Origin of the sequence: Bacillus cereus group sp. MYBK220-1 (genome assembly GCF_051916445.1) — a bacterium.
Lineage (GTDB): Bacteria > Bacillota > Bacilli > Bacillales > Bacillaceae_G > Bacillus_A > Bacillus_A cereus.
On sequence record NZ_JBQAGQ010000002.1, the window covers coordinates 258,195 to 270,750 of the forward strand.

Here is a 12,556-nt window from a genome sequence, read left to right on the forward strand (position 1 = left end):
TTTGTCCGTTTACTATAAAACGCTTTCATTTTAACATGGTTAGTAAGAAGAAGATTTCAAATATATCACAATATATTAAAGGAATTGAGGGAGAACTACAATGAAAAAGATTATAAACAAACCAGAAACATTAGTAATGGAAATGTGCAACGGAATGGTTATGGCTCATCCAGAGCTTGAGCTTTTGAAAAAATATAAAGTGATTAAGAAGAAAGAAATGAACGAAAATAAAGTAACGTTAATTAGTGGAGGCGGTAGTGGTCACGAGCCGGCACATGCAGGATTAGTCGGAAAAGGAATGTTAGATGCGGCAGTGTGCGGAGATGTGTTTGCGTCACCTTCACAAATTCAGGTATACCAAGCGATTAAAGAGACAGCTAGTAAAAAAGGTACGTTATTAATTATTAAAAATTATAGCGGCGATATTATGAATTTCAAAAACGGTGCGCATTTAGCGACGGAAGATGGAATTGAAGTCGACTACGTAAAGGTGGACGATGATATTGCGGTAGAAGATAGCCTGTACACAGTAGGACGCCGCGGCGTTGCGGGAGTTATTTTAGTTCATAAAATTGCCGGCGCAGCAGCGGAAGCAGGTATGGATTTAGGAGCGGTGAAAGCTGTAGCAGAAAAAGCAGCGGCTAACGTGCGCACAATCGGTTTAGCGTTAACGTCTTGTACAGTTCCAGCGAGCGGATCACCTACTTTCACACTTGCGGAAGATGAAATGGAATACGGTGTAGGTATTCACGGCGAGCCAGGAATTAAGCGTGAAAAAATGCTGTCAGCAGATGAACTAGCGAACCGTATGACAAATGACCTTGTAAAAGATTTAGGAGTAAAAGATGGCGAGGAAATCGCAATTCTAGTTAACGGTTTTGGCGGAACACCACTGCAAGAACTTTACTTATTTAACAACGCAGTTACGAGAGAACTAGCTGCAAGAAACATTAAAATTAATAGAGTATTCGTCGGTAACTATATGACAAGTATTGATATGGCTGGTATGTCTTTAACGGTAATGAAGTTAGATGAAGAGCTAAAAACATTACTATCAAAAGAATGTAATACACCAGCGTTTAAAGTAGACGGTCCAGTTGAAAGTGTAGAGTACGTAAATGTACTTGAAGAGACAGAAGAGAAGGAAGTTTCATTTGAACTAGAAACTGCGGAAGAGCACGCTGTTATTAAAGATAATGTTATTACATTAAACAACATGATTTATCTCGTTGATAAAATGAGCGATATTATTATTAAAAATGAAGTACCGTTCTGTGAGCTAGATACGCATGCTGGTGATGGCGACTTCGGAATGAGTGTGGCAAAAGGATTTAAGCAATTAAAACGTGAGTGGCACTCTATTGTAGAACAAGAAAACGTAACAATCGGATCATTCCTTGACGGCTGTTCGATGATTATTATGGAACATTGCGGCGGCGCATCTGGTCCAATTTGGGGCGGTGCATTCCGCGCAGCTAGTAAAGCAGCAGCCGAGAAGCGTGAGTTAACAGTGAAAGAATTCGCTGAAATGCTGCAAGCAGCATTGCAAGGCATCCAATCGATCGGTGAAAGATCATTCGGCAGAGGAGCAGTAGTTGGTGACAAAACACTTGTTGACGCACTTGCTCCATGTGTAGATTCTTGGTTAGATAGCGCCTCAAACGAAGTAGACGTAAAAACTGCCTTTGAAAAAGGAGCAGAAGCAGCGGTCAAAGGAGCAGAGTACACGAAAGAAATCGTAGCTCGCATGGGCCGCGCTGGTACAGTTGGCGAAAGAAGCTTAGGATATCCAGATGCAGGTGCACATGCACTTGGGGTTATCTTTACGGAGATTGCGGGTAGTTTGAAATAGGAATTGGAAAGTCCCTCTGCCTTAAGGTGGAGGGATTTTTATATAGTTGATATGTAGAAGACTTCTTTCGGTTCTTTCTCAGTAAAATATGAGTTTGTTACTATTTTTGATAAAATCTTATTTCAAAAATACAACTAATATTTCTCAACATTAATATATTGAAAATAGTTAGAATATTTAAGATAATCATTTGTGAAGAAGTAAATTATAAAAAAAGGGGGAATTTATTTTGTTACGTCGTTTATCTATTTGTACAGTACTAACAGCTTTTATATTTACTTTATTTACATTTAACGGCTCTGCTTTCGCGGCTACGAATGCTACTGAAAATCAAAATGTAGTAGCAGCTTGTGCAAAGGGAGGTACGGTAGGTGTATATGGTGCAAAGATGCGCAGTGGTTATACTGTCGATTCACCTGTCTTACATACATTTAATGATGGTACGAAAATTACTGGAACATGGGTAACTGGTGAATATGTTCAAGGTCATTACAGTAATTCTAAACAGTGGTTAAAAGTTACATATAAAGGGATGACAGGTTATGTATCCCATACAACATTATATAACGTTTGCTCATAAAACTATGTACCATAATAGCTTTGGATATATTGAGCTAATCTCTTCTCGAGATTAGTTCTTTTTTATCTCTTAGTTTTTAATGGGGCATTTTTGAAAAAGACCAACGATTCATTAAATCGATGGTCTTACGTTTATATAGTATTCATTTGTATATATATTAAATTTTTCATTGTTTTTTGCTTATTTTAGACTTAGTTTGTTTGTGATTGCAGCTTATCAATTTTCCAGTATGTTTGTAGAGGGTCTAAAGAGCTTTCAATATAAAACATATATTCATCTGCGGTACGTGGTACTTCAAAAGCTATTTTCAATTCTACCGTTTCATTTGGTTTAACTTGTATATCAGAAGGGTTTTGATCAAGCACCTTTCCTTTATAAATCTTTCCATCTTTTTCATCTTTTAAGTTATATTTTAATTCTGATAGTCCAATCGTTTGACCTCGTACATTTTTTACAGAGACATTAACAATGACGGAATCGTTGCTAGCATTTAAATAGGCACTTTGAACAGCGGTCAAGTAATAGCCTCCCTTAACACTCTCACCAACTAATAAAATACCTTGTTCCAAGCGGCTCATATCTTCTTTTTCTTCAAAATTTATTAATTCTTCATTTTCATTTTTTGCGGTTGGTTCTTCTATTGGACCATTTTCAACGGCACTATCTGTTTTATCTTGTGTGCAAGCAGCCGTAACACTGACTAATACTAGAATGAAAGTAAGTAATATAGATAATTTTCTCATAAAATTTATCTGTCTCCTTAAGTTTCTCAATTTTGTGCAGCTATACATATAAGATTAACATAATGTCTCATTATTGGCTCAAAATAGGGGGTCTTTTAGACAACTTATTCTTTTTACTTTTAATATACATTTGATTGGTTCTCGCGATATTTGTTAATCTTTTAAAACATTGGCTTAGTAATACCAAGGGTTATTATAAATATATTAATTACATAATTTGTCCATATCAAAATGAACGTTTTTTGCATCTAATATATTGTAAATATATTTTATTTTGAAAGGATGTGATTATATGGCTCATAAATCTACTGGAGTGTTTCGAGTTCCAGTCTCTGAAAATGGGATTATTCCAACTGCTCTCAACATTATGTTAAACAATGATTCACGTTGCCATACTAGTAATGTAACGGTAACTGTTAAGAGAAGTCGAAACACCTTTTTCCCAACTCAAAATGAATTAGTTGAAATCTCTCGTACTTTTGTTTCTTTAGAACCAAACAGAACAACTAAGATTGTGTTGTTTACTCCAGAATTCCAAGTAGAAGATTTCCTTGATGTCATCATTAGTGGAAATAGAGAGGATGTTAAGGATGTTCTTGTATATTCTTTCTTAGCAGATTCAGTAGGTCATAATCTGCCATCTACTGTTTTCAGAAATGCAGAATACACTTTTTCTTGCTGACACTGTAATGATGTATTCTTTACTGTCGTATATCTGAATTGAAATGTTACAAGTAGCACTTCACGGCATACAATCTATCGGTGAAAGATTGTTCGGCAGAGGAGCGGTAGTTGGCGAAAGAAGTTTAGGATATCCAGATGCAGGTGCACATATGTTTTGGGTTATCTTTACGGAAATTTGAAGATCCCTTCTACCTTAAGGTGAAGGGTTTTTTTTTATGTTTTTTTGATATATATTGCTAAATATGTTCCCATAATTCATTCTATTGTATGGAGAATAATGTCATCTACATCAAAAAAACGGCTTATAAAAGGAACTAGTATTTGAGGTGGATTTATTAACGAATTTTATATATAGCATGAATGAAAATGGGATAAATAAAACAATGTTTCCTATTATGTTTTTAAGAATTAATTGAGCAGGTCCTTGTAAAAATAAAAAAAAGACACCTAAAGGTGCCTTTCGCCGACTTAAATTAATTTTAATATTATCGATCTAAGTTTAAAAGCTATAAGAATTTTTTCTGTAGGATTTGTAAGTAGTTTTTATGAAATTATGAGTGTTTTTTATTTTGTATTTCAATAAGTTCATCTGGTATCACTTTTGTATAATATTCTTTTTCTGTTAGTTCAAATATAAATAATGCTTTTTTCCAGTTATAAATAACATCTTCTACATTATGTTGTTTCATTTTTAATAAACACTGACCTTTTAAATAGAATAGTTCACCTAGTAGGTATAAAGTATGTAGATTAATTGCTAATTTGATACCCTTATCAATGTACTTTATTGCCTCTTCATATTGATATGTGAAGTCGAAACATTTTGCTAAATTTAACATGAGTTTTAATTTAATTTCTTTATCTCTAGGAAAATCTAATTTATTAAAATTAGTTAAACATCTTTTGAATATATTAATACTTTTTTCATATTCTTTATTTTCTGCATAAAATATAGCCATTGTTTGCATAATATCTATTTCTCTTTCTGATAAAAAATCAGAATTAGTTAAAGTCAGTTTTAATGCATGATTTAAAAAATCTAAAGCAGTTTTTATTGATTTATCCACCATAAATACAGCAATTGCTTCATGCCACATTAGAAATTGTTTCTCATCTTTTGTTTGAAAATTATTTAAGTTTTTCTCTTTTTTTACTATTTCATAAAGTTCTTTATATTGTTTTTGCTTTAAGCAATCTTTTATTACGTATTTTACATTTTCTACATATTTTAATCTTTTGTTTTGAGTTAGTGCAAATATATTATTTGGGTCAATACCAAGTCTTTCTGATAATTGATATAACAATATACTAGATGGATAAATCATACCTTTTTCAATCTTGCTAATTTGACTTTGTGAACATATTCCATGACATAATTCGGATTGTGATATATTTTTTTTGATTCTAAGTTCTTTAATGGTAATACCCAAATCGTTAAATTCCATTTTTCCACCTACTATTTAGCACTTTATTAAAATAAGAACATTCTCTAACCTTAATGTAATGTAAAATTAATATAGTTGCAATTATTGTTTTAAAGGGCTTATCGTTTCTATAAGATGGTGAGATTTTTTTATGTACAAAAAAGACACCCTAAGGTGCCTTCCGCCGACTTGAACCACTTTCATTTAATATAAACCTAGCTGTATTTTCACATGCCTTTCCAATTCCTCTATTTTCCATTTGATAAAATGAAATTCCAATATTACCAATAATTAAATAAATATTTCTACATATTCAAGATATTTACATAAATTATAAAAGTGATACATTTAAGTTGTAATCTATAAAAACTATTAAAGGGGGATTTATTATGTTCAAGAAATTAGTAGTAGGAGCGTTAGCAACAGGTATTGCATTAACAGGAGGAATTGGTGCAGCTTCAGCTGATACACAAAAAGCTGTGAGCTCTCCGAAGCAAGCCACATGCTCAATTCCTTATGAGTATTCTAATGGTAAATTCAAAAGAACTCTTTATTACTCAAATGGAGTATATGCTAATAGTTTTAATGAAAATGTTTGTGGCGGGACGATTACGTGGTACTTAAAACATGTTCAAAATGGAGTTGCTTTTTACGAAGGTAATTTAAAATAGTAGATTTTTTGAACCTCATTTATTGAGGTTCTTTTATTTGTAGTTTTTAAACCGATTCTCTATAAAAAAGACACCCTAAGGTGCCTTCTTGCGATTTGCTCCATTGTAATATGGTATTGGATGCCAGTCCAATTATTATTTTACCACCTTAAGTAGTTTCGGTTATTGAGAAAAAATACAACTCATTGTTTGAATGCAAAAAGCCCTAGGGGGACTAGGACTTTTTGCTAGAATGAATAAGATTTAAAAAAGGACTTATATAACGTAACATATGAATGTTTCGTAAATGTATCAAAAAAGTGAACAAAATAGTTATTTTAAATAAAAAAAGCTCCGCGATAAAAGCTGCGGAGCTTCATAAGGTCGAGTTATGTCGTACTCACAAGGGATTTTAACATGGATGTTGTGGTAAAAATACTGGTAAATTTATCCTATAACCCCGCTGATTAGAGTTTCACTTCATTCGAAGGAATTCATGTTTTATAAATTAGATTATGATAGTTGATATTCTCCATATTGACCAGAAAAGAACTAAAAATTCTAGTGAAATTCCAAGTGTTCGTTTCCTAGTTTTTTGAAATTCTTTTATTAAATAGCCAACAGCACTAATTGCTATAAGAATGAAAAGAATAAGTTCGAGTGTAACTGGCATTTTATCTACCCCTAATACATTAATTTATTATATAAAGATTATAAGATATTTTTGTGACTAGTAGTGAAAAATTTAATAAAACTATCTCTAAATAGTTATTTTAAAAAGAAGAGAAACTAGCAAAAATTAGATACTTTTGTATAAGAAAGGAATAGATTAATAATTTAATATAAAAAATACAAGATATGCAATATTGCATATCTTGTATTTCATATTACATTGAACCCAATTATGCCTTGAATAGAGAGGGTTTAAAAGAAATATAATAATCTAAATTGTTTACCAATTAATATGGTAAATTATAGATAAATAAAGAAATTTATGTTAATGTACTTATGGTAATATACTGTTAAAAAAAGGAAGAGGTGAAAAGTTTATATGTTTAAAAAAGGCGTATCATTGCTATTAATTTTCATTTTATCTATTTCTACATTTAGTATAGTAACTCACGCTGCTAGTAGTTCAGAATATGTGAATCAATCATTCTATGGGTATAAGGAGCCATCTTTTAATTCAGTTAAAACAAATGGCGGATCAGAGTATGGTGCTCAAAATGTAGGAGTCGTGGAAAAAAGAGATAATGGTTGGTGGAAGATTGAAACATGGGAAGGTCCAGTTTGGATTAACTTAAATGGGGAAGAACGTGTCATGGGAGATTTCTATGCATATGATGAACCTTCTTTCTCATCAAAGGTTGCGAATGCTGGAGCGAAGTACGGGCGACAAACATTTAGAATAGTAGATGGAACAACAGATGGTTGGCTAAAATTTAAGACGTGGGAAGGCGACAAGTGGATGAATCCTACGGCTGAACAAATTACTGTCAACAAAACAATCTATGCGTATAATGAACCTTCATTTAATGCACAGAAAGCAAATTATGAAGCACCATTTAACCCGCAAAATTGGGGAGTAGTAGAAAAAAAAGAAAATGGCTGGATGAAAGTAAGTACTTATGAAGGTTATAAGTGGATCAATCCAGATGGAGAAGAAAGGTTCATAAACAAATCATTCTATGCGTATAACGAAGCTTCATTTAATGCAGCTAAAGCAAACGCTGGAGCATTATATAGTCCACAAAATTTTAGAGTTGTGGATGGAACACCTAGTGGATGGTTGAAGGTTAAAACATGGGAAGGCGAGAAATGGCTGAATCTAGATGGAGAAGAAAGATTCATAAACAAATCATTCTATGCGTATAACGAGCCTTCATTTAGCTCAGGCAAAGCAAACGCTGGAGCATTATATAGTCCGCAGAATTTTAGAGTTGTAGATGGGACAACTAGTGGGTGGTTGAAGATTAAAACATGGGAAGGCGACAAGTGGCTGAATTTAAATGCGGAAGATACAGGCGTAGAATTCTACGTGGAAGCTACTGCATATAGTGTAGAAGGTAGTCCACCAAATGAAAGGATTACGGCGTCTGGAATAGACATAGGAAAAAATCCTAACATCAAGTTAATTGCAGTTGATCCTAAAGTTATTAAACTAGGAACGAAAGTTTGGGTTGAAGGATACGGTGATGCAATTGCTGGAGATACAGGTGGGGCTATTAAAGGCAATAAAATTGATGTTCTGTTTCCTACAGAAAAGCAAGCACGTGAATGGGGACGTAAAAAAGTGAGAATTAAAATAATGAAATAGGATATATCTATTCTTTGCTTCGAAAATTATATATTAGACAAAATAAAAGGGAGGATATTTTTATGTTTAAGAAAAGTATAGGAATCTTATTGTTTTTTATTCTATCTATCTCGACATTCAGTATGGTAACTCACGCTGCTAATAGTTCAGAATACGTGAATCAATCATTCTATGGGTATAAAGAACCATCTTTTAATTCAGCTAAAACAAATGGCGGATCAGAGTATGGTGCTCAAAATGTAGGAGTCATGGAAAAAAGAGATAATGGCTGGTGGAAGATTGAAACATGGGAAGGTCCAGTTTGGATTAACTTGAATGGGGAAGAACGTGTCATGGGAGATTTCTATGCATATGATGAACCTTCTCTCTCATCAAAGGTTGCGAATGCTGGAGCGAAGTACGGGCGACAAACATTTAGAATAGTAGATGGAACAACAGATGGTTGGCTTAAATTTAAGACGTGGGAAGGCGAAAAATGGATGAATCCTGCGGCTGAACAAATTACCGTCAACAAAACGATTTATGCATATAATGAGCCTTCATTTAATGCACAGAAAGCAAATTATGGAGCACCATTTAACCCACAAAATTGGGGAGTAGTAGAAAAAAAAGAAAATGGCTGGATGAAGGTAAGTACTTATGAAGGTTATAAGTGGATCAATCCAGATGGAGAAGAAAGATTCATAAACAAAGCATTCTATGCGTATAACGAAGCTTCATTTAATGCAGGAAAAGCAAACGCTGGAGCATTATATAATCCGCAGAATTTTAGAGTTGTGGATGGGACACCTAATGGATGGTTAAAGGTTAAAACATGGGAAGGCGAGAAATGGCTGAATCTAGATGGAGAAGAAAGGTTCATAGAAAAAGCATTCTATGCGTATAACGAGCCTTCATTTAGTTCAGGCAAAGCAAACGCTGGAGCATTATATAGTCCGCAGAATTTTAGAGTAATAGATGGGACAACTAGTGGATGGTTGAAGATTAAAACATGGGAAGGCGACAAGTGGATGAACCTAAACCAAACAGATTCTGGTTCTTCTGGAGTAATTGATTTAGCTTTAAAACAACTTGGAAAGCCGTATGTTGAAGCTGGGACAGGACCAAATGGATTTGATTGTAGTGGCTTTATTTATTACGTATTTAAAAATAATGGATATAACATTGTGAGAACAAGTGTTGCAGGATACTGGGGAATGGTTACAAAAATAAGTGATCCTCAACCAGGAGATTTAGTATTCTTACAGAATACATATAAAGCGGGTCCTTCTCATTTAGGAATATATTTAGGGAATGGTGAATATATTCATGCTGCTGACGAAACAACAGGTGTAATTAAAAGTAAGATAAATAGTTCATACACTCAAAAGCACTTCTTGGGGTATGCTAGATTTTCAAAATAATTAAATTGGATTTAATAAAAAGACAGCTATCTATGGATAGCTGTCTTTTTATTATTTGTGTTGACTTGACTACTTATATATATTCACAAGCAAAACAACATAATATTAATACGGAAAAATATATTAATATGAATTTTTGCATATTTTAAAATTCAATATATCCCTCAAAAACTTTTAATTGTATAATATATTTTGTCATATTTTTAGATTTTTCGACATAAACCAACAAAAATAGAGAGCGTATTGGGAGAAGACATTATGTATACAAAACTATTAAAATCAATTACATCATTATCACTGATTGGTGGTGCGTTGTTATATACAAATGGCAGCGATGTAAAAGCTGCTGAAGTGGGTGTTTTTTCTGATGTGCCGACATCACATTGGTCATATCCTGCGATTAAAGATTTAGCGAGTAAGAATATTATTTCCGGTTATGGAAATGGGATATTTGGTTTTGGAGATGTTGCGACAAGGGAGCAAGTTGCGGCTTTAATTTATCGAGTGTTAGTACCAAATAAACAAGGCGGTTCGTTTAGTAATGGTGGAACTCGTTACGTATTAAAGGATGGATCTACGTTTAAAAATCCTTACGGTGATATTAATCAAAGTTCTACAATGTTCCCAGAAGAGGTGTTAACTTTAACGAATTTAGGAGTTTTTAAAGGTGATGAAAATGGCCAATTTAGACCGAAAGCTTCTGTGAGTCGTGCGGAAATGGCACAAATTCTTACAAATGCTTTCCATCTTGCGGCAAAACAAAAACATACCTTTAAGGATGTTCCAAATCCATTTTGGGCAGAAAATGCAATTAGTGCGGTGCAGTCAAATGGAATCGCAGATGGCACAGGGAACGGGAATTTTGAACCGTATGGCACAGTAACACGTGAACAGTATGCGCAGTTTTTATATAAAACTTTGAAATATAAAAATGCCGATGTGAAAGATACAGGAGATGCTGCATTATTAACAGCGTTTAAAGAGGAAGTACAAAAGCGTATTAATACATACGAGACAAATATTACCCTTCCATATAAAACGAAAAACAATAATACAAACGAAGTGATGAATACACTTTTTAACGCATATAAAGAAGTTGCAAGTAAAAATGAGTATACAAATAATAATAGATCGAATGTTTCATATGGACTTTCTGGATCACCTGGAAATTATACATTTACGCTTAAGATTACATATCGTGAAACGAAAGAACAGACGGAATATGTCATGAAACAAGCGAAAGCAATCGTTTCTTCTATTACTCAAGTTGGAATGGACGATCACGAAAAAGTGAAGGCGATTCATGATTACGTAGTAAAACATGTTTCTTATGATACGTCTTATAAAGCTTACACAGCATATGAAGCACTTGTAAATCGTTCTGCGGTTTGCCAAGGTTACGCACTATTAACGTATCAATTATTAAAAGAAGCAGGAATTGAAAATCATTTCGTGACAGGAACTGGGGACGGACAACCTCATGCTTGGAATTTAGTGAAAATCGAAAACAAATGGTATCATCTTGATACAACATTTGATGATCCGGTTCCAGATGAGCAGGGCCGCGTAACGTATTCGTATTTCAATTTATCAGATGAACAAATCGCAAGAAATCATGAGTGGAACCGCGGAGACTACCCGCAAGCTACAACGAATTATTATAGTACACTGACAAACAAAATTGCGGCAGGTAGTACGAAAACGCCTGCATATCAACAAATATTAAAAGATACAAAGTTAAACTATTTAGGAAATGAATATATCGCAAATAACTATACCGAATTAAAAAATAAAATGCAGCAACGCTATAGTGCAAAACCAGAGAAAATTGAAGTGCTATACAAGCAATCAATGAATGGTGCACTGCAAGATGTGAAAAAGGCAATTGGTGAAATCGATTATCCGCAAGGGGCAAATAGAGTTTCTTATAAAGCGGAGCCTTACAATGCGAAAGAAGGGTATTCTTTAGTGACGATTACGTTTACGTATTAAGAATGAGAAAAAGCATCTGTTTCAGATGCTTTTTTTTATTGTATTGATTCGACAAAATATGACAGGGGAAAGCGAATTGGTCTGTTATGATAATTTTTGAAATTTTACATTTTGGAGGATTAATCATGAACAAAAAGAAGATTTTCGGTGCGTTAATAGGAATTGTAGCCTTATTTGTAATTATTAATGTAGTTGTTATGAAAGAGAAAACGACATCAACTAGTGAAAAAATGTACTCTGAGAAAGAATATAATAAATTAGTAGATGAACATTTTGAAGAAACGCAAAAGTTGAAAAGTGATATGAGTGTGTTAGAAACTGAAAAAAAATCTCTTGATGAGCAAGTGAAGAAGTTAAAAGATGAGTTAGCGAAAAAAGAGCAACAAGTAGCGCAGCAGCCGGTTCAACAAGAACAACCAAAGCAGGAACCACAACAACCAGCACCAGCGCAACAGCCGGAAAAGAAAGAAGAGCCAAAACCAGAACAACCTACTGGAGCATTCGAAAATCCAATGAAAAGCATAAACAAAACAGAGGCAATGAATAAAGTAAAAGAAAAGGCGAAGAAAGACTTCCAAGATGATTATATGACACAAAACTTTGTTGCGGAGGAACAATCAAAAGCATTTGATTTCTTAAACAGTATTGAAATTAAATCACAAGAAGAATTAAATGTAATGAAGAATGCATTGAAAGATTTTTCTAACGACTTTATGACCGCGAAGTTTGTTTATGAAGAGCAAATGAAGGCGAAGAATAAGCAAGGGTAAAACAAAAACGTTATCTTTTAAAAGATAGCGTTTTTGTTTTGGGTTATAAAGTTATTCCTACATTTGACATATACAGTCTGACTGTATAAAATCAAACTATACAGTTTAACTATATAGTTTAGCTATATAGTTATCGTGACA

Annotated in this window: 10 protein-coding genes and 1 pseudogene; 9 read left to right on the forward strand and 2 right to left on the reverse strand. The window is 33.6% G+C overall.

From position 1 onward, the window contains the following. Nucleotides 1-100 precede the first annotated feature (100 nt). Entirely contained in the window at nucleotides 101-1,852 is a 1,752-nt protein-coding gene (gene dhaK, locus ACTFRU_RS08195) for a dihydroxyacetone kinase subunit DhaK (RefSeq protein WP_071740853.1), read from the forward strand. 229 nt (nucleotides 1,853-2,081) lie between these two features. Beyond that, nucleotides 2,082-2,432, forward strand: a complete 351-nt coding sequence (locus ACTFRU_RS08200) for an SH3 domain-containing protein (RefSeq protein ID WP_000946193.1) — start codon at nucleotides 2,082-2,084, stop codon at nucleotides 2,430-2,432. Nucleotides 2,433-2,623: 191 nt separating this feature from the next. Here the strand turns inward: ACTFRU_RS08200 and ACTFRU_RS08205 are convergent, their stop codons facing one another. Further along, nucleotides 2,624-3,175: a DUF4352 domain-containing protein gene (locus tag ACTFRU_RS08205; RefSeq protein WP_001228901.1), complete on the reverse strand. Its 552-nt coding sequence runs from the start codon at nucleotides 3,173-3,175 to the stop codon at nucleotides 2,624-2,626. Nucleotides 3,176-3,467: 292 nt separating this feature from the next. Between ACTFRU_RS08205 and ACTFRU_RS08210 the strand changes: the two genes are divergently transcribed. Beyond that, nucleotides 3,468-3,857 (forward strand): hypothetical protein, encoded by a 390-nt coding sequence (locus ACTFRU_RS08210; protein WP_000940665.1) that lies wholly within the window; start codon nucleotides 3,468-3,470, stop codon nucleotides 3,855-3,857. 40 nt (nucleotides 3,858-3,897) lie between these two features. Beyond that, a pseudogene (locus tag ACTFRU_RS08215) lies at nucleotides 3,898-4,038 on the forward strand (dihydroxyacetone kinase, ATP-dependent); the annotation flags it as partial. Between the two features lie 372 nt (nucleotides 4,039-4,410). Here ACTFRU_RS08215 and ACTFRU_RS08220 read toward each other — a convergent pair. Beyond that, entirely contained in the window at nucleotides 4,411-5,304 is an 894-nt protein-coding gene (locus tag ACTFRU_RS08220) for a helix-turn-helix domain-containing protein (RefSeq protein ID WP_025710317.1), read from the reverse strand. Nucleotides 5,305-5,672: 368 nt separating this feature from the next. Between ACTFRU_RS08220 and ACTFRU_RS08225 the strand changes: the two genes are divergently transcribed. From ACTFRU_RS08225 to ACTFRU_RS08245, 5 genes are all read left to right on the forward strand, one after another. Then, nucleotides 5,673-5,954: an LCI fold-containing protein gene (locus tag ACTFRU_RS08225; RefSeq protein ID WP_000473814.1), complete on the forward strand. Its 282-nt coding sequence runs from the start codon at nucleotides 5,673-5,675 to the stop codon at nucleotides 5,952-5,954. 1,030 nt (nucleotides 5,955-6,984) lie between these two features. Further along, entirely contained in the window at nucleotides 6,985-8,250 is a 1,266-nt protein-coding gene (locus tag ACTFRU_RS08230; protein ID WP_440037595.1) for a 3D domain-containing protein, read from the forward strand. A 62-nt stretch (nucleotides 8,251-8,312) separates the two neighbouring features. Then, nucleotides 8,313-9,653, forward strand: a complete 1,341-nt coding sequence (locus tag ACTFRU_RS08235) for a C40 family peptidase (RefSeq protein ID WP_000474055.1) — start codon at nucleotides 8,313-8,315, stop codon at nucleotides 9,651-9,653. Nucleotides 9,654-9,911: 258 nt separating this feature from the next. Further along, nucleotides 9,912-11,645 carry an S-layer homology domain-containing protein gene (locus ACTFRU_RS08240; protein WP_102956751.1) on the forward strand — a complete coding sequence of 578 codons (1,734 nt, stop codon included), beginning with the start codon at nucleotides 9,912-9,914 and terminating at the stop codon, nucleotides 11,643-11,645. A gap of 125 nt (nucleotides 11,646-11,770) precedes the next feature. Next, the gene (locus ACTFRU_RS08245) at nucleotides 11,771-12,415 is read left to right on the forward strand and encodes a hypothetical protein (RefSeq protein ID WP_001035208.1); all 645 of its coding nucleotides are present in this window, start codon (nucleotides 11,771-11,773) and stop codon (nucleotides 12,413-12,415) included. Nucleotides 12,416-12,556 lie beyond the last annotated feature (141 nt).